General features: G+C 71.2%; 18 protein-coding genes and 1 tRNA gene. 12 read left to right on the forward strand and 7 right to left on the reverse strand.

Going from position 1 to position 21,386, the window contains the following annotated elements:
* The first annotated feature begins 126 nt into the window (after window positions 1-126).
* Together LNW73_RS26615 and LNW73_RS26620 are read left to right on the forward strand one after the other, a co-directional pair.
* On the forward strand, window positions 127-696 hold the full coding sequence (locus LNW73_RS26615; protein WP_250991631.1) for a hypothetical protein: 570 nt from the start codon (window positions 127-129) through the stop codon (window positions 694-696).
* A 41-nt stretch (window positions 697-737) separates the two neighbouring features.
* On the forward strand, window positions 738-1,973 hold the full coding sequence (locus LNW73_RS26620) for a tyrosine-type recombinase/integrase (RefSeq protein ID WP_250991632.1): 1,236 nt from the start codon (window positions 738-740) through the stop codon (window positions 1,971-1,973).
* Between the two features lie 89 nt (window positions 1,974-2,062).
* On the opposite strand, the gene LNW73_RS26625 is transcribed toward LNW73_RS26620, so the two are convergent.
* Window positions 2,063-2,150: transfer RNA gene (locus LNW73_RS26625), tRNA-Leu, on the reverse strand.
* 208 nt (window positions 2,151-2,358) lie between these two features.
* Here LNW73_RS26625 and LNW73_RS26630 point away from each other — a divergent pair.
* From LNW73_RS26630 to LNW73_RS26640, 3 genes are all read left to right on the forward strand, one after another.
* The gene (locus LNW73_RS26630) at window positions 2,359-3,696 is read left to right on the forward strand and encodes a M20/M25/M40 family metallo-hydrolase (protein ID WP_374117202.1); all 1,338 of its coding nucleotides are present in this window, start codon (window positions 2,359-2,361) and stop codon (window positions 3,694-3,696) included.
* Window positions 3,697-3,827: 131 nt separating this feature from the next.
* Window positions 3,828-4,061: a chaplin gene (locus LNW73_RS26635; RefSeq protein ID WP_250991633.1), complete on the forward strand. Its 234-nt coding sequence runs from the start codon at window positions 3,828-3,830 to the stop codon at window positions 4,059-4,061.
* A gap of 172 nt (window positions 4,062-4,233) precedes the next feature.
* Entirely contained in the window at window positions 4,234-5,313 is a 1,080-nt protein-coding gene (locus LNW73_RS26640) for a chaplin family protein (protein WP_250991634.1), read from the forward strand.
* A gap of 112 nt (window positions 5,314-5,425) precedes the next feature.
* Here LNW73_RS26640 and LNW73_RS26645 read toward each other — a convergent pair whose 3' ends face one another.
* Window positions 5,426-5,614: a DUF5703 family protein gene (locus LNW73_RS26645; protein WP_138353264.1), complete on the reverse strand. Its 189-nt coding sequence runs from the start codon at window positions 5,612-5,614 to the stop codon at window positions 5,426-5,428.
* A gap of 47 nt (window positions 5,615-5,661) precedes the next feature.
* Between LNW73_RS26645 and LNW73_RS26650 the strand changes: the two genes are divergently transcribed.
* Window positions 5,662-6,270 (forward strand): hypothetical protein, encoded by a 609-nt coding sequence (locus LNW73_RS26650; RefSeq protein ID WP_250991635.1) that lies wholly within the window; start codon window positions 5,662-5,664, stop codon window positions 6,268-6,270.
* A 118-nt stretch (window positions 6,271-6,388) separates the two neighbouring features.
* On the opposite strand, the gene LNW73_RS26655 is transcribed toward LNW73_RS26650, so the two are convergent.
* Window positions 6,389-8,584, reverse strand: a complete 2,196-nt coding sequence (locus LNW73_RS26655) for a helix-hairpin-helix domain-containing protein (protein WP_374118282.1) — start codon at window positions 8,582-8,584, stop codon at window positions 6,389-6,391.
* Window positions 8,585-8,925: 341 nt separating this feature from the next.
* Window positions 8,926-9,906: an aldo/keto reductase gene (locus LNW73_RS26660; protein ID WP_250975132.1), complete on the reverse strand. Its 981-nt coding sequence runs from the start codon at window positions 9,904-9,906 to the stop codon at window positions 8,926-8,928.
* 126 nt (window positions 9,907-10,032) lie between these two features.
* Between LNW73_RS26660 and LNW73_RS26665 the strand changes: the two genes are divergently transcribed.
* Complete coding sequence (locus LNW73_RS26665; RefSeq protein WP_250991636.1) at window positions 10,033-11,082, forward strand: LLM class F420-dependent oxidoreductase; 1,050 nt, start codon at window positions 10,033-10,035, stop codon at window positions 11,080-11,082.
* A 71-nt stretch (window positions 11,083-11,153) separates the two neighbouring features.
* Here LNW73_RS26665 and LNW73_RS26670 read toward each other — a convergent pair whose 3' ends face one another.
* Both LNW73_RS26670 and corA read right to left on the reverse strand, forming a co-directional pair.
* On the reverse strand, window positions 11,154-11,759 hold the full coding sequence (locus LNW73_RS26670) for a hypothetical protein (RefSeq protein ID WP_138354776.1): 606 nt from the start codon (window positions 11,757-11,759) through the stop codon (window positions 11,154-11,156).
* 332 nt (window positions 11,760-12,091) lie between these two features.
* Window positions 12,092-13,084 (reverse strand): magnesium/cobalt transporter CorA, encoded by a 993-nt coding sequence (gene corA, locus LNW73_RS26675; RefSeq protein ID WP_250993048.1) that lies wholly within the window; start codon window positions 13,082-13,084, stop codon window positions 12,092-12,094.
* A 47-nt stretch (window positions 13,085-13,131) separates the two neighbouring features.
* Between corA and LNW73_RS26680 the strand changes: the two genes are divergently transcribed.
* The 5 genes from LNW73_RS26680 to LNW73_RS26700 all read left to right on the forward strand — a co-directional run bounded on the left by LNW73_RS26680 (window position 13,132) and on the right by LNW73_RS26700 (window position 20,203).
* A complete protein-coding gene (locus LNW73_RS26680; protein ID WP_250991637.1) occupies window positions 13,132-13,869 on the forward strand; it encodes a histidine phosphatase family protein in 738 nt (245 codons plus the stop codon).
* 188 nt (window positions 13,870-14,057) lie between these two features.
* Complete coding sequence (locus LNW73_RS26685; protein WP_138354778.1) at window positions 14,058-14,648, forward strand: DUF3090 domain-containing protein; 591 nt, start codon at window positions 14,058-14,060, stop codon at window positions 14,646-14,648.
* Window positions 14,612-15,511, forward strand: a complete 900-nt coding sequence (locus LNW73_RS26690) for an SCO1664 family protein (RefSeq protein WP_374118191.1) — start codon at window positions 14,612-14,614, stop codon at window positions 15,509-15,511. Before LNW73_RS26685 ends, LNW73_RS26690 begins: the two co-directional genes overlap by 37 nt.
* Before the next feature lie 183 nt (window positions 15,512-15,694).
* Window positions 15,695-16,924 (forward strand): cysteine--1-D-myo-inosityl 2-amino-2-deoxy-alpha-D-glucopyranoside ligase, encoded by a 1,230-nt coding sequence (mshC, locus tag LNW73_RS26695; protein WP_250975128.1) that lies wholly within the window; start codon window positions 15,695-15,697, stop codon window positions 16,922-16,924.
* 246 nt (window positions 16,925-17,170) lie between these two features.
* Entirely contained in the window at window positions 17,171-20,203 is a 3,033-nt protein-coding gene (locus LNW73_RS26700) for an NPCBM/NEW2 domain-containing protein (protein ID WP_250991638.1), read from the forward strand.
* A gap of 163 nt (window positions 20,204-20,366) precedes the next feature.
* Here the strand turns inward: LNW73_RS26700 and LNW73_RS26705 are convergent, their stop codons facing one another.
* On the reverse strand, window positions 20,367-21,329 hold the full coding sequence (locus LNW73_RS26705) for a PAC2 family protein (protein WP_250975126.1): 963 nt from the start codon (window positions 21,327-21,329) through the stop codon (window positions 20,367-20,369).
* Window positions 21,330-21,386 lie beyond the last annotated feature (57 nt).

Consider the following 21,386-nt stretch of genomic DNA (forward strand, 5'->3'; position numbering starts at 1 on the left):
CCGTTGCTGTCCGGCCTACTACCAATTTACCCCACACCGAACATGTTGCGCTGGGTTCGGAACAGTGACGGCCGCCACATATCCGAACCTATTGCCACTCGTTCGGGTACTGCTATGGTCGGGCACGTGAACACACCTACAGCGCACACCCCGGGCCAGGACGGCTGGCAGCGCGACGGCAGCGAACTGGTCTGGCAACGCGCCTACGGGCCGTGGCTGGTCACCGCCCGATGCCCTGTCGAAGCTCCCTTCACGGGGCCGTCAGAACTGTCCATCCGCCTCGCCGTCGGAGGGACCGACGAAGAGATCAACCACGGCATGCAGGAAGCCCTAGAGACTGACGGCATCCCGTCATCCCTGCTGCGACAGATCCCGTTTGCGGAGATCAAAGCCGGAGCCCGTGCGGCCCTGACCGAACAGGAGGACGGGGAGGCACCCAATGAGCCCTATCCCGTTCCGGGCCGCTGCCGGACCGAGGAGGACTACGCGCTGCTGGTGGCGGAACTGCTCCGGATGCGCGCTACCGGTACTACCGCTCCCCAAGGCGCGCTGGCCGGCCGACTGGGAATCGGCAAAGCCACCATGTCCGAGCGCATCAAACGATCTAAGGAACTCGGCTTGTGGGACGGGCAACGGCTCACCAACAAGGCGACAGCGCTTCTTACCCAGTGGCACCAGGAACGGGAAGGTAAGTAACCCACGTGGCCAAACGCGGTAACGGACTCGGCGGGACTCCGGTGGAGATCCCCCGCAAGGGCCGCCCCAACACCTGGGGCGTACGAACGCCCCTGCACCTCAACAAGGCGACCGGCAAGCAAGAGCGCTACTGGATCGGACGCGAGTACCCCACCAAAACGGCAGCAGAAAAGGCGCTGCGGAAGTGGATCACGGACCACGAGGCGGGCCAAGTCGCGGCCCGCTCTGACATGAAGCTGAGTGACTGGCTGGACAAGTGGCTGTCCAACCACCGAAAGGAGGGAACAACGATTGCCGGATACGAGACGAAGATCCGTCTGCATATCAAGCCGCACATAGGCGGCGTCAAGCTGTCCGAGGTTACGGACGACATCCTTGACGACTTGTACCGGCTGCTGGAAACCGCCCCGTGTCCGACGAACAAGGGCATGCCCCTGGGGGCCAAGTCGGTGCGGCACGTACACAACATCCTGTCCGGCGCCCTGGGTTCGGCTGTGCCCAAGCTGATACTGACCAACCCGGCCGCCACCGCGCACCCGCCCACCCAGCGGCAGATACGGGCACAGGAAAGCAAATACCCGACCCTGGACGACGACCACACGGCCCGTTTCCTGGGCTCGGTGTGGGAGCCGTGCGGGAACCGGGCCTGCGATGGCGGGCTTACCCACCACTGCCTACGGGACGCCCCGCTGTGGACCGTGTACGCCGCGACCGGCGTGCGCCGCAGTGAGGCACTGGGTATGAAGTGGTCCCTGATCCACTGGGACACCGGAGCCATCGAACTGGGCTGGGTCGTGGTCGAGGAGGGCAACACCTACCGGCTCCGCAAGCTCACCAAGGACGGTGACGACAACGCACTGATCTACGTGGACCAGTCCGTGATGAACGTGCTCAAGCGGCAGAAGGAGCGCCAGGACGCGGAGCGCAAGCGGTTGGGCTCCGCCTGGACTGACCATGACCTCGTGTTCGCCCGTGACGGTTTCAAGCTCTACCGGGGCGAGGCAGGCGGACCGCAGGACCCCGAAAAGGTCTCGGCACGGTGGCGCACCCTGCGCACCCGGCTGCACCTGCCGGAGGACTTTCGGATTCACGACTGGAGGCACAGCAAAGTCACGAACGATCTGGAAGCCGGGGAGAATCCCGTAGAGGTCTCAGCGAACGTGCGGCACCACTCGCCCGGTTACACCATGGCCCGATACGGCCACTCACGTAAGGACGGAGCGCGCCGACTGGCCGCCTCTGGAGCGGGCCGACTCGGCCTGTCGTCGCTGGTCTGACCTGGGGAAATCCCTGGGCTGTTGGTCACGTGGTTGGTCACGCCACAGCCTAGAAATGCAGAAAACCCCTGATCAACAGGGGTCTTAGCTGGTGTCCGAGGGGGGACTTGAACCCCCACGCCCGATAAAGGGCACTAGCACCTCAAGCTAGCGCGTCTGCCATTCCGCCACCCGGACCGGGTGTACCGCAGGCCTCTCGGCCGCGGCGACGAGGTAAACCATAGCAAAGATCCCAGGGGCCCGATCACGGGTGCCGGTGTGAAGGGATCATGACGTGGGGCGGGTGGCTCTTGGGTGCGGGGGGCGGGCGGGGGAGTATGGGGAGCGGAATCCGCCGCGGTCGCCGGATGCGGGCGCGGGAGTGCGTGAGGGACGAGGAGACAGCGTGAGCGAGTCGATTTCGGGCGCGAGGAGCGACAGGAAGATCACCGGTGAGGACGAGGTCGTCGACCTGTGCCGGGATCTGATCCGGATCGACACCAGCAACTACGGGGATCACTCGGGGCCCGGCGAGCGCGCCGCGGCCGAGTACGTCGCCGAGAAGCTGGCCGAGGTCGGTCTCGAACCGCAGATCTTCGAATCGCACAAGGGGCGGGCGTCCACCGTCGCCCGGATCGCGGGGGAGGACCCCTCCCGGCCCGCCCTGCTGATCCACGGGCACACCGACGTGGTGCCGGCCAACGCCGACGACTGGACGCACCACCCGTTCTCCGGCGAGATCGCCGACGGGTGCGTGTGGGGGCGCGGGGCCGTCGACATGAAGGACATGGACGCGATGACGCTGGCGGTGGTGCGCGACCGGCTGCGCAGCGGCCGCAAGCCCCCGCGCGACATCGTGCTGGCGTTCCTGGCGGACGAGGAGGCGGGCGGCGTCTACGGCGCGCGGCATCTCGTCAACAAGCACCCGGACCTCTTCGAAGGGGTGACGGAGGCGATCGGCGAGGTCGGCGGCTTCTCCTTCACCGTCAACGAGAACCTGCGGCTGTACCTGGTGGAGACGGCACAGAAGGGCATGCACTGGATGCGGCTCACCGTCGACGGCACGGCCGGGCACGGCTCCATGACCAACAACGACAACGCGATCACCGAGCTGTGCGAGGCCGTCGGGCGGCTGGGGCGGCACAAGTTCCCGGTGCGGATGACCAAGTCGGTGCGCGGTTTCCTCGACGAGCTGTCGGACGCGCTGGGCACCGAGCTCGACCCGGAGGACATGGACGCGACGCTGGCGAAGCTCGGCGGCATCGCCAAGATGATCGGCACCACGCTGCGCAACACCGCCGCCCCGACGATGCTCGGCGCGGGCTACAAGGTGAACGTGATCCCCGGCCAGGCGACGGCACACGTCGACGGCCGCTTCCTGCCCGGTTACGAGGAGGAGTTCCTCACCGACCTGGACCGGATCCTCGGCCCGCGGGTGAAGCGCGAGTCGGTGCACTCCGACAAGGCGCTGGAGACGGACTTCGACGGTGCGCTGGTGGACGCCATGCAGACCGCGCTGAAGGCCGAGGACCCGATCGCGCGGGCGGTGCCGTACTGCCTGTCCGGCGGAACGGACGCGAAGTCCTTCGACGACCTCGGAATCCGCTGCTTCGGATTCGCGCCGCTGAAGCTTCCGCCCGAGCTGGACTTCGCGGGCATGTTCCACGGTGTGGACGAGCGGGTTCCGGTGGACGGGCTGAAGTTCGGCGTTCGAGTGCTGGACCGTTTCATCGAAAATTGCTGATGATTCGACCATCTGTGTCAGTCGAACTGAGACGGGTGAAAGCTCCCGCAGTTTCGTAGCTCGTTTCCTTCGGGGTCGTTACGACTTGTGCGGTCCGCGGCTGGGACCGCATTTCGAACTAGGAGGAAACCATGATCAAGAAGATCGTCGCTGCTGCTGCTGTCTCTGGTGGTCTCGTGCTCGCCGGTGCGGGCCTGGCCGTTGCCGACGCCGGTGCGCAGGGTGCTGCCATCGGGTCCCCGGGCGTGCTCTCGGGCAACCTGATCCAGATCCCCGTCCACGTTCCGGTCAACGCCTGTGGCAACACGGTCTCCGTGATCGGGCTGCTGAACCCCGCCTTCGGCAACGTCTGCGTCAACCAGTGACGTCATGTTCGACCCGTTGAGGGTCTGAACCGGGCCGGCCCCGGAGTGCTTTTTCCGCGCTCCGGGGCCCCTCGGTCTTTATGGGGGAATCGGACAAGGATTTCACAGCCGTCCGTTCCCTTCCCGGGGCCGCGACCCCGGGGACTCACTGACAGCGAAGGTAGGGAAGGCTATGCGACAGGTCGCGAAAAAGGGCCTGATCACCGTGGTCGCGACGGGCGGCGTTCTCGCTGCCGGCAGCGGCTTCGCGTTTGCGGACTCGGGTGCCGTCGGCACCACGTCCGACTCGCCGGGCGTCGGGTCGGGCAACAACGTGCAGGTGCCGGTGCACGTACCGGTGAACCTGTGCGGGAACACGGCGAACGTCATCGGGCTGCTGAACCCGGCGATGGGCAACAGCTGCGCGAACGTCTCGGGTCACGGCGGACGGGGCGGAGCGGGCGGTTCCGGGGCGGTGGCGCACGGCGGTGCCTCGCACTCGCCCGGCGTTCTCTCCGGCAACTCGGCGCAGGTTCCGGTCGACGTTCCGGTCAACGCGTGCGGCAACAGCATCACCGTGATCGGCGCCCTCAACCCCGCGATGGGCAACGGCTGCGGGAACACGGAGTGGCACGCGCCGCACGGCTCCGACGACTGCCCCGACAACCCCGGCCAGCCTGGACATCCGGGGAACCCGGGCACGCCGGGTCACCCGGGTCACCCCGGAAACCCGGGCACGCCCGGGCACCCGGGCCAGCCGAATCACCCGGGCCAGCCGAACCACCCCGGTCAGCCCGGTCAGCCCGGTCATCCGGGTCAGCCTGGACATCCGGGGCACCCCGGTCACCCCGGCCAGCCTGGTAACCCCGGTACTCCTGGCAACCCCGGTACTCCTGGCAACCCGGGGACTCCGGGCAACCCCGGCCAGCCCGGTAACCCGGGAACGCCCGGCAATCCCGGCACTCCGGGTCAGCCCGGCAACCCCGGTAACCCCGGCAACCCCGGCACCCCGGGTAACCCCGGCACGCCCGGCAACCCCGGCACCCCTGGTAACCCCGGCACCCCTGGCAATCCCGGCACCCCGGGTAACCCCGGCACCGGTCACTCCAACCCGGGCGGGCCCTCGTCGCCCTACGCTCCGGCCGCGCACCACCCGACCGCTCAGCTGGCCGCGACCGGCGGCGGCGCGATCGGGATGGCGCTGCCGACCAGCGCCGCGCTGCTGCTCGGCGGCGGGATGCTCTACCGCCGTAACCGCGCCGCCCGTCGCTGACGGCAGGAGAGCCGCAGGGCGGCCGCGAGGCCTGCCGGGCGGCTCGGCGGGACAGCTCGATGGGACCCCGCGATCGCGGGGTCCCATTTATGCGTTATGGGTGGATGTCAGCTCACCAGGTTGCTCTGACCTGGCGGATGATCCGGCGGCGCAGCCGCACCCGGCGGCTCCCGTCGGGGTAGAGGCGCAGCCGGTCCAACTCCCAGTGGCCGTACTCCGCGTGATCGGTCAGCAGTCGCGTCGCGTCCTTCCGGGACACACCCCGGGGGACGTACATCTCTGTGAATTCGTATTCCGGCATCGCATCTATTGTGCGGGCAACGCCCTGGTGCGGATAGCGTCTGCACCATGTCTGATGACGTGCAGCCCACCGTTGCCGAGGTACGTGCCGCCGCTGAGGCGGTCAAAGCCGCGCTGGACCGCCACCTTGAGGCGATCGAGAACCGGACGGGGGAGGACGACCCCGCCGTCTACACCGCTTTCGACGAGCTCGCTTCGGCCGCCGAGGCCTATGACGAGCTGCTGTACGACGCCTATGACGAGGTCACGCCCTTCGAGGTGCCGTCCGGTGACACGCTGCCCGAGTACGCGGGCTCCGATGAACCTGCCGCGATCAGCGTGCTGATCCGCCGTGACTACAGCATCGTGGAGCCGCAGCGGCTGCTGCTGCAGGCCCGCCGGGTCGCCGACGCCGACTCCGGACCGGACACCGGGGTGAACGCGGCCGTCGGCATTCTCTTCGGCGAGTACGAGCCGGACGAGATCGCCCAGCGGCACAAGGAGTTCGGGCTCGAGGAGGGCGACTCGACCCTGTGGGTCTCCGCCGCGGAGCCCGCCGATCCGGGGGACTGGCTGGCCACCCCGTTCGATCAGGCCGACCCCCAGCTGATCATCTGCCGGTTCGACGTCAGCTCGGTCTTCGACGACGAGCTGAGCGCGCTCGACCCGGACAACTAGGTCCGGACGACTGGGCCGGACGACCAAGGCCCCGGACGACTGGGCCGGACGGCTAGAGCCGGACTCCGCAGGAAAACGATTGCCGGGGCGGACGCGTTTCCGTCCGCCCCGGCCCGGCTCACCCCGCCGCCTGCTCGCGCGCCTGCTCGCGCAGCACCGAACGCAACCGGGTCGTACGGTCCTTCGCCGGGATGCCGGCCACCGCCTGGGCCAGGCCCTGATCGGCGCCCTGCACCACCGAGAGGTGGCGCTCGCCGCGGCCGAAGGCCGTGTAGACCCACGCACGGGTCAGCGCCTGGACCGCGTCGCCCGGCAGCACCACGACCACGGCGGGCCAGCGGAGCCCGGCGGACTGCTGTGCCGTCATCGCCCATCCGTGCCGCAGCGCCGCCACCTGGTCGCGCGGTACGAGGACCCGGGTGCCCGCGCAGTCCAGGTTCAGACCCTCGGGATCGGCCGACAGCACCGTGCCGGGCAGCGTCAGGCCCGGCTCCGGCGCGTACACCACTCGGTCGCCCGGGTCGAAGCCGCCGAACCGGCCCGGGCCGGGATTGAGCCGTTCCTTGAGCGCCGCGTTCAGCACCTGGGTGCCGACGGCGCCACCGTGGCCCGGCGTGATGACCTGGGTCTCCGCGGCGGGCACCCCGATGACGCGCGGCACCGAGTCGGCGACCAGCTGCACCGCGCGGTGCACCGCCTCGCGGGGGTCGCGCACCGGGACGATGACGACCTCCTTGCCAGGGGCCTCCACCGCCGTCAGCTCCCCGATGCCGATCCCCGACACCAGCTCGCCGATCGGCCCCGGGTCCGGGGTCCTGGACGCCACCTGCGGGCAGGTCTTCGCCGCCAGCAGATCCGCGAAGGCCCGGCCGGGCCCGGCCGACCACAGCACCCCGGGGTCACCGCTGAGGACCAGCCGCGCGCCGTCCGGAACGGCCTCGACGAGCGTCGCCGAGAGCTCCACGTCGAGCTGCGGGGCGTCCAGCACGGCCAGCACGTCCAGAGCCAGGCTCCCGTCGGCCTCCCGGCCAGGACCCTCCTGTCCGGACAGCAGCCCGGCGACGGTGACGGCGGTGTCCTCGCCGAGGTGCGCGGCCAGCCGTCGCCGGCCCTCCGCGGTGTACGCGGCGGCATACGCGCGCAGCCCCAGCTCCCGGGCCGCGGCGACCAGCGCGGCCGGCTCCGCACGGGCCGCCTCGCCACCGGTGTGCGTGACGAGACCACTGACGGCGGCGGCACGGACCAGCGCGGCGGCGGACGGCGACGACGTGGCGGCCGCGGCCGACTCCCAGTCGAGATCGTCCCCTTCGAAGGTCTTGAGCAGCCGGTCCAGGCCGTCCGCGAGGCTCTCCTCGGCGAGCGCGTACCGGTCGAGGCCGAGCAGCAGCCGGACCGGCGGCCCCTCGTCCCCCTCCTCCGTCGCGGCGGGCTTCGCCCCGGGGACGTCCTCGGCGTCCTGGAACACCAGCACGCGGCCCTCGGCGATGGCGGCGCTCAGTCCTTCCTCGGCGCCGGAGACCGACTGCTTCTCCAGCGCGGTGCGCAGCACGGACGATTCGAGGGCGGTGTGCCCCTGCTCGGCGGCCCGCTCCAACAGCCACACGACCAGGGCCCGTACGCGGCGCTCGTCGTCGGGCCCGCACTCGCCGCCGAGCAGCGCCCGCGCGAACCCGTCCGCGTGCTCGACCCGCACGCCGGCCAGCGACAGCACCTGCCACGGATCCTCGCGCAGCGCCTGCGCCGCCCGTTCGCCGAGCGCCGCCACCGCGGGTTCGGCCAGCTCCGCGGGCGCCCCGCCCTCGGCCAGCACGGCCCGCACCGCTTCGACGGCGGCCGGGTCGTACACCACCGGCACCCGAGCGAGACGGACCGGTTCGCGTTCCGCCCGCTCCCGGACCGGCCGTTCAGCGGGGACTGCGGCTGGAGCCGGGGCCGCAACGGGTTCGGCCGCTACGGGTTCGGCCGCTACGACCTCCTCGGGCTCGTCCTCCCCGGCGTCGTCGGGGCTCTCCGCCTCCGCCTCCGAAGGCGCGGGCGGTTCAGAGGGATCGGCGGACCCGTCGGGCACCGACTCCGCAGCGTCCTGACCTTCCGCAGCGGCGGCCTCCGGACCATCGGCGACAGCCGCCTCGTCCGCCCCCTCGGAACCCTCGGAACCGTCCGAACCCTCGGAACCCTCGGAACCGTCCGAACCCTGAGCCCCCTCCGCGGCTTCGGCCCCCTCCGTAACCTCGGCAACGTCGGCCCCCGGCACCGGAACGCCCGCCGCGGCTGCCGCCTCGGCGGCCTGGAGCTTCGCCGCCTCCGCGGCCATCGCGTCGCGGCGCTTGCGGCGGGCGGCCGCGGCATCGCCCTTGGGGGCGGGGGCCGCGGGGTTGTCGCCGCGTTCGATGGAGCGCATGGCGGCGGCGAGGTCCGCGAGGTCGACCGCGGGCTTGGCACGGGCGCCGGCCCGCGCGGCCGGGGCGGGGACGGGCGGCGCGGCGGCATCGTCTATGACCCGCTCCTGGGCCCGCTCCGTCTCGGCGAGGCGGGCGGGGGCCGTGGGCGGTTGCCCGTCGGCGCCGGGCGTCGCGACGTCCTGGTCGGTGCGGTCCTCGGTCACGTGGGCCTCCGTGGTGCGGCGTGGTGCGGCGGATCCCCGGCCGGGCTCGCTCAGAGCGTGCTCCAGTCGTGATCCGGGTAGCGGTGCAGCGGCGCCGACACATCGTCCAGCGCCTGGCAGATCTCACCCGGAAGACTAAGGGCCTCCACTGACAATGCCTGCGCCAGCTGCTGCGCGTTGCGCGCGCCGACGATGGGCGCGGTCACTCCCGGCCGGTCCCGGACCCAGGCCAGCGCGACGTCCATCGGCCGGACCGCGAGCCCGTCGGCCGCGGTGGTGACGGCGTCGACGATGAGCCGGGCGGTGTCGTCGAGGTAGGGGTCGACGAAGGCCGCCATCTCCTCCGAACCGCCGCGCGACTCGACGGGAGTGCCGCTGCGGTACTTGCCGGTGAGCACGCCCCGGCCCAGCGGGGAGGACGGCAGCAGCCCGATGCCCAGATCGAGCGCGGCCGGCAGCACCTCGCGCTCGATGCCGCGCTGCAGCAGCGAGTACTCCATCTGCGTGCTCGCCAGCGGGGTGCGGCCGGGCACCGCGCGCTGCCAGGTCGCGGCCTTGGCAAGCTGCCAGCCGCAGTAGTTGGACACCCCGACGTACCGCGCCCGGCCGGAGGTGACGGCGATGTCGAGGGCCTGCAGCGTCTCGTCGAGCGGGGTGACCGGATCGAAGGCGTGCACCTGCCACAGGTCGACGTAGTCGGTGCCGAGCCGCTGCAGGGAGGCGTCGAGGGCCGAGAGCAGATGGCCGCGGGAGCAGTCGAAGCGCCGGTCGGGATCGGGCACGCTGCCCGCCTTGGTGGCGATCACCAGATCCGCGCGGGGGACGAAGTCCTCGATGAGCCGCCCGAGCACGTACTCCGCGCCGCCGTCCGCGTAGACGTCGGCGGTGTCCACCAGCGTGCCGCCCGCCTCCCAGAACGTCTTCAGCTGGTCGGCCGCGTCGCGTTCCCCGGTGTAGCGCCCCCACGTGAGCGTGCCCAGGCCAAGCCGCGACACGCGCAACCCGGTGCGCCCGAGGTGCCTCTGTTCCATGACCGCTGAGATTACTGGTGAAGTGGCTGATTGGGCAGCAGTGACGAACCCGACAGGCGCGCGAAGCACGCCATGGCGCTAAAGTCCGGAGTGACAGAGACGTTACTCATCAGTAAGGGGAGCGGCATGCGGCTCGGAATCAACCTCGGCTACTGGGGCGCCGGGATGGACGCGGACAACCTGGCCGTCGCCCAGGAGGCGGACCGGCTCGGCTACGCGGTCTGCTGGGCCGCGGAGGCGTACGGTTCCGACGCCGCGACCGTGCTCTCCTGGGTGGCCGCGCAGACCGAGCACATCGACATCGGCTCGGCGATCTTCCAGATCCCGGCCCGTACCCCCGCGATGACCGCGATGACCGCCGCCACCCTCGACTCGCTGTCCGGCGGCCGGTTCCGGCTCGGCCTCGGCGTCTCGGGACCGCAGGTCTCCGAGGGCTGGTACGGCACGCGCTTCGACAAGCCGCTGGCCCGCACCCGGGAATACGTCGAGATCGTCCGCAAGGCGATGGCCCGCGAACGGCTCTCCCACGAGGGCGAGCACTGGACGCTGCCGCTGCCCGGCGGCCCCGGCAAGGCGCTCAAGCTCACCGTGCACCCGGTGCGCGAGCACATCCCGCTGTACATCGCCGCGATGGGCCCCAAGAACCTCGAGCAGACCGGCGAGATCGCCGACGGCGCGCTGCTGCTCTTCAGCGCCGCCGAGAACCTCGAGGACACCTCGCTGGCCCCCATCCGCGCGGGCCGCGCCAAGGCCGGCAAGACCCTCGAGGGCTTCGACGTCGTCCCGACCCTGCCGCTCGCGCTGGGCGACGACGTGGACGCGCTCGCCGACATCTTCCGCCCCTACACCGCCCTGTACGTCGGCGGCATGGGCAGCAGGAAGCAGAACTTCTACAACCAGCTCGCGCAGCGCATGGGTTACGAGAAGGAAGCCGCCGAGATCCAGGACAAGTACCTGGCGGGCGACAAGGACGGCGCCGCGGCCGCCATTCCACGCGAGCTGATCGACCGCACCAGCCTGCTCGGCCCGGTCGAGCGGATCGCGGACCGCATGCAGGAGTACGCGGCCGCCGGTGTCACCACCCTGACCGTCACCCCGGCCGGCTGGACGCTCGACGAGCGGGTCGCCGCGCTGCGCGCGGGAGTCGAGGCCATGGAGCGCGCGGGCCTCGCGTAGCCGGAAGAGGACCGGCCCCGGTCCCGCGCGGGACCGGGGCCGGTTGAGGTGCCGACGGGGACCGTCAGGTTCTAGCTGGGCACCAGCCGTCCCAGCAGCCGTCCGAACGCGACGAGCCGGGCTATCTGGCCCGGGCCGCCGTCGTCGAGCGACTTGCTGAAGCGGAACGCCTCAGGACGGAAGCGGGCGGCGGCGACCGGTGAGTCCGGATCGCCCTGCACGGCGCTCAACTCGTGCGGCATCGACGTCGCGAGCACCAGGTACACCCCGCGGTCGACGCGCACCCCCTGCTCGTTCCTGCCGACCAGCGTCCGCATCCCGACATGGCCGATCGAGTTCAGCGGGAGCACCTGCACCGACGAGTCCAGCACGGTCCCGCCGGGTGCGCTGTCGTCGGCCAACTCCTCGCTGTGCCACAGGATCAGCCGCCGGCCGTCGCAGACCGCCGCCTCCTGCCAGACCGAGGTCCCGGCCTCCGTCAGATCCACCACCCGCTCCAGGGTGAAACCGAGGACCTTGCGGCGTCCGAGCACCCCCCTGATCGCGTCCAACGCGACGTCCGCGTGCAGGAAGTAGGCGTCCGACGCGTCCTCGAGGCGCTCGTACGGCGACCAGTCCGACCCCGCCGGACCCGACCGGCGCGTGGTCGGGCGGCTCCTCGTCGCCTTGCTGAACATGTCCACCTGCTTCGCGATTCACGGCCTCGTTGGCCCCTCAGCCCCCGTTGCACCTTACCCAGGAGGTAAGACAGTGCGGGATGAGGAGGCTCGACCGGATCGCTGGGATTCTGCGGCCGTGGTGGGGGCTCGGGGGTCTTCCCCGCCACGGCCGTCAGCAAACACAACGCCTCAGCGGGCCAGGAGTTACGCCCCACGGGCACCCGCCCCGCACCGTCACCGCCACCCACCCCGCACCGTCATCGCCACCCGCCCCGCACCGTCACCGCCACCCACACCGTACGGTCACCGTCACCCGCCCCGCCCGGCCGCGACCACCCGCCCCCACCCCGCTACAGCCACCCGCGCCGTTTGAAGAACCGGTACAGGCCGGCGACGATGCCCGCCATCAGCGTCATGACGGCCGGATAGCCCCACGTCTGGTGGAGCTCCGGCATGTGGTCGAAGTTCATGCCGTAGATGCCGGCGATCATCGTCGGCGCCGCGGCCATCGCCGCCCACGCCGAGATCTTGCGCATGTCGTCGTTCTGCCGCACCCCCACCTGCGTGAGATGCGCGGCGAGGATGTCGGACAGCAGCCGGTCCAGGCTCTCGCCCTGCTCGTTCGCCCTGGTCAGGTGATCGGCGACATCGCGGAAGAACGGCCGGCTGGCCTCCGAGACGAACGGCACCCCGCCGCCCGCGAGCCGGGCCATCGGGTCCATCAGCGGACCGGTGGCACGGCGGAACTCCAGCGCCTGGCGTTTGAAGGTGTAGATCGTGCTCGCGGTGTTCGCCGTGTCGCCGGTGTTCGGGGTGAACACGCTCGACTCCAACTCGTCGAGATCCAGTTGCAGTTCGTAGGCGATCTCCACGTAGTGGTCCACCACTGTGTCGCTGATCACATAGAGCACCGAGGGCGGCCCGTGCTTCAGCAGCTCGGGATCCTTCTCCAGCCGGCGGCGCACCTCGGCCAGCGCGCTGCCCTCGCCGTGCCTGACCGTCACCACGAAGGCGTCGCCGATGAACACCATCAGCTCACCGGAGGTGACCGTCGCCGCCGCGTCGTCGTAGTCCAGCGGTTTGAGGACCACGAACAGCGAATCGTCGTAGACCTCCAGCTTGGGGCGCTGGTGTGCGGTCAGGGCGTCCTCGACGGCCAGCGGGTGCAGGCCGAACTCCGAGGTCACCAGCTCGAACTCGTCCTCCGTCGGCTCGTGCAGCCCGATCCAGAGGAAGGCGTCGCCCGACGCCCGCGCCTGGTCCAGGGCATCGGAGAGGTCGTCGGGCCCCTCGGTACGGTGCCCGTCCTGGTAGATGGCGCAGTCCACGATCACGATGGCTATTCTTCCGCGATCCGGCGAAGTCACACCACCGACGTAGGCTGGCCCGCATGCCCACCGTGATCCTTGTCCGCCACGGGCGGTCCACCGCCAACGCCGACGGAGTGCTGGCCGGCTGGAGCCAGGGCGTCGCCCTGGACGACAGCGGCCGTGCCCAGGCCACCGAGCTCGCCGCCCGGCTGTCGGTGGTGCCGCTGGCCGCCGTCGTCACCAGCCCGCTGCAGCGCTGCCGGGAGACCGTCCAGCCGATGCTGGACACCCGCCCCGAGCTGCCCGTTCACACCGAGGACCGGATCGGCGAATGCCGCTACGGCGACTGGACGGGCCGCAAGCTCGCCGAGCTCGCCGACGAACCGCTGTGGGCCACCGTGCAGCGCCACCCGTCCGCCGCGGTCTTCCCCGGACCGGACGGCGAGTCGCTGCGGGCCATGCAGGCGCGCGCGGTCGACGCGGTACGGGACTGGAACGCCCGGATCGAAGAGAGCCACGGACCCGACGCGGTCTACGCCATCTGCTCGCACGGCGACATCATCAAGGCCATCGCCGCCGACGCCCTGGGCATGCACCTCGACCTCTTCCAGCGGATCGCCGTCGACCCCTGCTCGGTGACCGCGATCCGCTACACCGCCTACCGGCCGTTCCTGCTGCGGCTCGGCGACACCGGAGACCTCACCGGGCTGGCGCCCGCGCCGTCCGCGGCGGCCACCGAGGCGTCGGAAACGGCCGGAAACGCGGCCGCGGACACGACGGGGGACGCGGTGGTCGGTGGTGGCACCGGCACACCGTGATCGGCTTCCGCAGTAGGGTGGTGGACCGGCAGTGTTCCGCCGCCCCGGACCCGTGTCCGGCGGTACGGAACAGCCGGTCAACAGCCATAACTGAGCCCAAACAATTGAGCACAGCCGCAACTGAGCACCGCCACAGCTGAGCAGTCCCACAGTCGAGCAGCCGCACAGTCGAGCAAACGGAGCAGGACGTGCCCCGTCAGGTCTTCTTCTACGAACAGCCGGACCGGTTCGTCGCCGGCACGGTCGGTGAGCCGGGCCAGCGCATCTTCTTCCTGCAGGCGACCGGCGCAGGCCGTACCACCAGCGTCGCCCTGGAGAAGACACAGGTCGCGGCGCTGGCCGAACGGATCGACGAGCTGCTGGACGAGGTCGTTCGGCGGACCGGCGGCAGCACCGTCGTGCCCGCGGTCGCGCCGGGCGAACTGGCCGACACCGCGCCGCTCGACAGTCCCGTCGAGGAGGAGTTCCGGGTCGGCACCATGGCGCTGGCCTGGGACAGCACCCAGGAGCGCATGGTCCTGGAGGCCCAGGCGCTCGTCGAGGTCGAGCCCGACGCCGACGACGCCACCCTCGAAGCGGCCGAGGAGCTGCGCGAGGACGACGAGAACGGCCCGCCGCTGCTGCGGGTCCACCTGACCGGCGCGCAGGCCCGGTCCTTCGCCAAGCGGGCCCTGGACGTGGTCTCGGCGGGCCGTCCGCCGTGCCCGCTGTGCAGCCTGCCCCTGGACCCGGAAGGACACGTATGCCCGCGCCAGAACGGGTACCGGCGGGGGGCCTGACCGGCGACGCCGGCCCGTCCGGCGCCACGGGCGACACCGCCGGCCCGCCCGCCGGCCCCGGCGCTGCCGGGGACGCCATGGAGCTGCTCACCCGCGGTGAGCTGACCGTGCGCGGGCGGCTGCGCGACGCCTCCAACGCCGTCCTGTACTGCGAGGTCGCCCTCGACGGCCGGACCGCCGAGTGCGTGTACAAGCCGGTCGCCGGGGAGCGCCCGCTGTGGGACTTCCCGGACGGCACCCTCGCCGAGCGCGAGGTGGCCGCGTACCTGGTCTCGGAGGCCACCGGCTGGGGCCTCGTACCGCCGACGGTGCTGCGCGACGGCCCGTACGGCGAGGGCATGTGCCAGCTGTGGATCGACGAGGCCGACGAGAAGCCCGGCCAGGAGCCGGAACTGCTGGCCCTGGTCGAGGAGGACGAGCCGGGCGAGGGCTGGAAGGCCGTCGTCCGCGCCGAGGTGGGCGGTGGCCGCACCGCGCTGCTGGTGCACGCCGACGATCCGCGGCTGCGCCGGATCGCCCTGCTGGACGCCGTGATCAACAACGCCGACCGCAAGGGCGGCCATCTGCTGCCCGCACCGGACGGCCGGCTCTACGGCATCGACCACGGCATCGCCTTCCACACCGAGGACAAGCTGCGCACCCTCCTGTGGGGCTGGGCGGACGAACCGCTGCCCGAGGACGCCGTCGAGGTGCTCCGGCGCCTCACGAGCGCCCTGGCGGGCGAGCTGGGCGGCCGGCTCGCCGAGCTGCTCACCGAGGCCGAGGTGGCGGCGGTCGGCACCCGAGTGGCGGATCTGCTGCGCACCGGTCGCTACCCGCGGCCGAGCGGCCAGTGGCCGGCCATTCCCTGGCCACCCGTCTAGCCGCCCGTCGAGGACTCCGCAGCCCCAGGTCTGCCCTGCCGGCACAGCCGTCCGGCCGAGGACTCCGGGCCGCACCTCCCGGACGGCGGCGCGCGGAAAAGTCAAGACGGTGAATCCGGCCCATCCGCACTTCGGCCTGCCTCCGGTTCGTTTCCGGAACCCACGTCCGGTTACGCTCATGTCATGTATGCCTGGCCCGCTTCCGACGTCCCTGCCCTTCCCGGCAGTGGCCGCGACCTCCGCCTCCACGACACCGCGACCGGTGGCCCGGTAACCCTGGACCCCGGTTCGGTCGCCCGCATCTATGTCTGCGGGATCACTCCCTATGACGCCACCCACATGGGGCACGCGGCCACCTACAACGCGTTCGACCTCGTGCAGCGCGTGTGGCTCGATACGAAGCGTCAGGTGCAGTACGTCCAAAACGTCACGGACGTCGACGATCCGCTCCTGGAGCGGGCCATCGCCAACGGAGACGACTGGACCGCGCTCGCCGAGCGTGAGACCGCCCTGTTCCGGGAGGACATGACCGCGCTGCGGATGCTCCCCCCGGCCCACTACATCGGCGCCGTCGAGGCCATACCCGGGATCGTCCCGCTGGTCGAACGGCTGCTGGAGCTCGGCGCCGCCTACGAACTGGGCGGCGACACCTACTTCTCCGTCGACTCCGACCCGCACTTCGGCCAGGTCTCCCGGCTGGACGCGACCGCGATGCGGATCCTGTCCGCGGAACGCGGCGGCGACCCGGACCGTCCCGGCAAGAAGAACCCGCTGGACCCGATGCTCTGGCTGGCCGCCCGTGAGGGCGAGCCGAGCTGGGACGGCGCCTCCCTCGGCCGCGGCCGGCCCGGCTGGCACATCGAGTGTGTGGCCATCGCGCTGGACCACCTCGGCATGGGCTTCGACGTCCAGGGCGGCGGCTCCGACCTCGCCTTCCCGCACCACGAGATGGGCGCCTCGCACGCCCAGGTGCTCACCGGCGAGTTCCCGATGGCCAAGGCGTACGTGCACGCCGGCATGGTCGCCCTCAACGGCGAGAAGATGTCGAAGTCCAAGGGCAACCTGGTCTTCGTCTCCCAGCTGCGCCGTGACGGGGTCGACCCGGCCGCGATCCGGCTCTCGCTGCTCGCCCACCACTACCGCGCCGACTGGGAGTGGACGGACGGCGTGCTCGCCGACGCCGTCGAACGCCTCGCCCGCTGGCGCGCGGCGGTGTCCCGTCCCGACGGACCGCCGGCCGAGGTGCTCGTCGAGGAGATCCGCGAGGCGCTCGCGAACGACCTGGACGCACCGGCCGCGCTCGCCGCGGTCGACCGCTGGGCGGCCTCGCAGGCCCTGTCCGGCGGCACGGACGAGGGAGCACCCGGTGTGGTCTCCCGAGCGGTGGACGCACTCCTGGGCGTCGCGCTGTAACCCGACGACCCTTAGCTCGACCGAACGGCCCCGGCGGATCACCGCCGGGGCCGTTTCGTTGTGCGCGGCGGACCGCGGACCGGGCCCGCCGCGCCGCAAACGAGGGTCCGGGACCCGAACGCCCTCTGGTCATGAGCACGGCATCTGCGCTATACACGCTCGCAGTTGCTCATTTCTTGCTTCTAACTGCGCGCAGGTGCAGCCGGAGAGGTGTTCATGCACAGGGATGCTCAAGAACGTCGCAGAATGTCTGCGATACCACTGATCGTGTTGCTGGGCCTGCTCGTGGCCCTCCTCGTCCCGGTCCCGGGCACGGCCCACGCCGCCGCGCCCGCCGACACCACCGTCGGGAACCTGACCGGATTCTCCGCCGCCGGGCCCGTCTACCATCTGACGGCCGGCCAGGCCGAGGCCCGGGTCACCTTCGTGTCCGGGCAGACGTTCCGGGTGGAGCTCGCGCCCGACGGGAAGTTCAGCGACCCCACCGGCAGCGACATCGTGCTGCCGCAGGGCGCCGCGCCCGTCACCCGGTGGCGGGACGCGGGTGACCGGTACGAGCTGAGTACCTCCCAGGTCACCCTGCGCGCGTACAAGTCACCGCTGCGCTTCGCCCTCTACCGCGCCGACGGCACCAAGGTCTGGGCCGAGTCCAAGGGCCTGACGTGGAACGGCACCAGGACCACCCAGACCCTGGAGCGCGGCGGCACCGAGCAGTTCTACGGCGCCGGAATGCAGAACGGCCGCGGCAACACCTCGCACCGCGGCCAGACCGTCGAGGTCGGCGTGGACGACAACTGGAACGACGGCGGGCACCCCAACTCCGTCCCGTTCTACCTGTCCACGGCCGGCTACGGCGCCTTCCGCAACACCTACGCGCCCGGCACGTACGCCTTCACCGATCCGGTGGCGACGACCGAGCAGGAGAACCGCTTCGACGCGTACTACTTCGCGGGACCGTCGGCCAAGGACGTCATCGGCCAGTACACCCAGCTGACCGGCCGCCCCTTCCTGCCGCCCGTGTACGGGCTCGAAGTCGGTGACTCCGACTGCTATCTGCACAACGCCAACCGGGGCGAGCGGCACACCCTGGACTCCCTCAAGGTCGCCGACGACTACGTCAAGAACGACATGCCGAACGGCTGGATGCTCGTCAACGACGGCTACGGCTGCGGCTACGAGAACCTCCCGCAGACCTCCGCCGGCCTCCAGGACCGCAAGATGAAGACCGGCCTGTGGACCGAGGACGGCATCGCCAAGCTCGCCGACCAGGTCAAGGCCGGCCAGCGGATCGCCAAGCTCGACGTGGCCTGGGTCGGCGACGGCTACAAGTTCGCCCTCGACGGCTGCAAGGACGCCTACCAGGGCATCGAGGACAACAGCGACGCCCGCGGCTTCACCTGGGCCCCCGAGAGCTGGTCGGGCGCGCAGCGCTGCGGCGTGCAGTGGTCGGGCGACCAGTCCGGCAGCTGGGAGTACATCCGCTGGCAGATCCCCACGTACGCGGGCGCCACGATGTCCGGCCTCGCCTACACCTCGGGTGACATCGACGGCATCTTCGGCGGCAGCCCCAAGACCTACACCCGCGACCTGGAGTGGAAGTCCTTCCTGCCGGCCGTGATGACGATGGACGGCTGGGCCGCGAACGACAAGCAGCCCTACCAGTACGGGGAGCCGTACACGTCCATCAACCGCCAGTACCTCAAGCTCAAGGAGTCGCTGCTGCCGTACACGTACTCCTATTCGGCCGAGGCGAACCGCACCGGCGTCGGCCAGGTGCGGCCGCTCGCGCTGGAGTACCCGAACGACCCGAAGGCCGCCTCCGACGCGGCGAAGTACGAGTTCCTGTCCGGGGAGGACTTCCTCGTGGCGCCGGTCTACCAGGACACCGCGGTGCGCGACGGCATCTATCTGCCGAAGGGCACCTGGACCGACTACTGGACCGGGCGCGTCTACCAGGGCCCGACCACGGTCAACGGCTACAGCGCGCCGCTGGGCACCCTGCCGCTGTTCGTCAAGGCCGGTGCCGCCGTGCCGATGTGGCCCGGCATCAGGTCCTACCAGGACCGCACCCCGTCCTCGCCGGTCGCCTGGGACGTCTACCCGCAGGGCACGTCCTCCTTCACGCTGTACGAGGACGACGGCGTGACCCGGCAGAGCCGGGCCGGGAAGTCCGCGCAGCAGAAGGTCACGGTCCGGGCCCCGTCGTCCGGCGCGGGCGATGTGACCGTCGACGTCGGCGCGAGCAACGGAACCTTCCAGGGCAAGCAGACCGCACGCCCATACCAGTTCACCGTGCACACCGGTGACGCGCCGGCCGGTCTGCTGCTGGACGGGGCCGCGCTGCCGAGGTACACCTCCAAGGCCGCCTTCGACGCGGCCTCGCGCGGCTGGTGGTTCGACGCGGCCGACCGGGGCGGCGTGGTGCAGGCCAAGACTCAGTCGCTGAGCACCGCGAAGCCCTTCGCCCTGCGGCTGCTGGGCGCGAGCGCGCTCGGCGGCAAGGCGCCGGGCAGCGCCGCCGTCGTGTCGTCGCCGCCGGCGCAGGAGGTCGGCGCGGGCGTGCCGGCCACCGTGCCGGTGGACGTGACGGCGGGCAGCAGGGACGCCACCGGCGTCCAGCTGACGCTGAAGGCACCGGCCGGCTGGTCGGTGACCGCCCCCGCGCCGGTGGGCCGCATTCCCGCCGGGACGACCCGGCGGGTCCAGGTCACCGTCACCCCGCCGCAGAACGCGGCACCGGGGGAGGCCGTGCTGACCGCCTCCGCCGCCTATCGGACGACCGGGCAGGACCGGGTGACGGCGCAGCCGTTCGCGGTCTCCGCGATGCCACGGCCGCCGGTGGCCGACACCTGGGCGAGCGACATGGTGTGGCTGGGCGAGGGGAACGGCTACGGGCCGCCCGAACGCGACCGCAGCAACGGGGAGTCGGGTGCCGAGGACGGTCATCCGATCACCCTGGCGGGCACGGTCTACCCCAAGGGGATCGGTGCCCACGCCGACTCCGACATCGAGCTCTACACCGGCGGCCGCTGCACCCGCTTCACCGCGGACGCCGGGATCGACGACGAGATCAACGGCTACGGGGAGGTGGCCTTCTCGGTCGAGGCCGACGGCAAGGTGCTCTGGACCTCGCCCAAGGTGACGGGCGCCTCCGCGACGGTGCCGGTGGACGTCCCGCTCGGCGGGGCGCGCCACGTCCATCTGAAGATCACCGACACCAACGGTTCCAAGAGCGGTGACCACGGGGACTGGGCCGCGGCGAAGTTCAGCTGCGCGTAGCGCGGTAGCGCCGTTGGCGCGGTGACCGACGGCCGTCGGCCGGGGCCGGGGGCCGGTCCCTCCGGGAGGGGGGTCCGAAATCGACTATTTACGAGCCTGGCGGCTCACAAATAGCTCGGCAGCATTTCGGACCTCCTTCCCTACAGGCCCGTCCCCCGGCCCCTCAGTCGTCGTCGGAGTTGTCCGCCTCCGGCTCGTCCTTGGTGCCACCCCGTGCGGGATGCTGGGGCCCCTGATGGGGCCCGGAGGAGGTGTCCCTGAGGTAGGGATGGGCCTCGCCGGTGTCGGGGTCGCGGCGCCGCAGATAGCGCTCGAACTCCTTGGCGATGGCCTCGCCCGACGCCTCCGGCAGTTCGACGGTGTCGCGGGCCTCCTCCAACGTCTGCACGTACTCGGCGACTTCGCTGTCCTCGGCCGCGAGCTGGTCCACCCCGACCTGCCAGGCGCGCGCGTCCTCCGGCAGTTCGCCGAGCGGGATCCGCACGTCGAGCAGGTCCTCCAGGCGGTTGAGGAGGGCGAGCGTCGCCTTGGGGTTCGGCGGCTGCGACACGTAGTGCGGGACGGCGGCCCACAGGCTGACCGCCGGGATGCCGGCGTGCGTGCACGCTTCCTGGAGGATGCCGACGATGCCGGTCGGGCCCTCGTAGCGGGACTCCTCCAGGTTCAGGGCGACGGCCAGGTCCGCGTCGGAGGTCACGCCGGTGACGGGCACCGGGCGGGTGTGCGGGGTGTCGCCCAGCAGCGCGCCCAGCACGACGACCATCTCCACGCCGAGTTCATGGGCGAAGCCCAGGATCTCGTTGCAGAACGAGCGCCAGCGCATGCTCGGCTCGATGCCGCGGACCAGCACGAGGTCACGGGGCCGGGGGTTCTGGACGCGGACCACCGACAGCCGCGTGGTCGGCCAGGTGATCTTGCGTACCCCGGCGTCCAGCCAGACGGTCGGCCGGTTGACCTGGAAGTCGTAGTAGTCCTCGGCGTCCAGTGCCGCGAAGACTTCCCCCTTGAATTCCCGGTCCATGTGGCCGACCGCGGTGGAGGCTGCGTCGCCGGCGTCGTTCCAGCCCTCGAACGCGGCCACCATGACCGGGTCGATCAGCTCGGGTACTCCCTCGAGCTCGATCACCCAGCGCCTCCTTCCGGCCGGAGGGGGCGAGGCCGTCCCCTGCCGGCTGCTGTTCGT

Origin of the sequence: Streptomyces sp. RKAG337 (assembly GCF_023701715.1) — a bacterium.
Classification (GTDB): domain Bacteria; phylum Actinomycetota; class Actinomycetes; order Streptomycetales; family Streptomycetaceae; genus Actinacidiphila.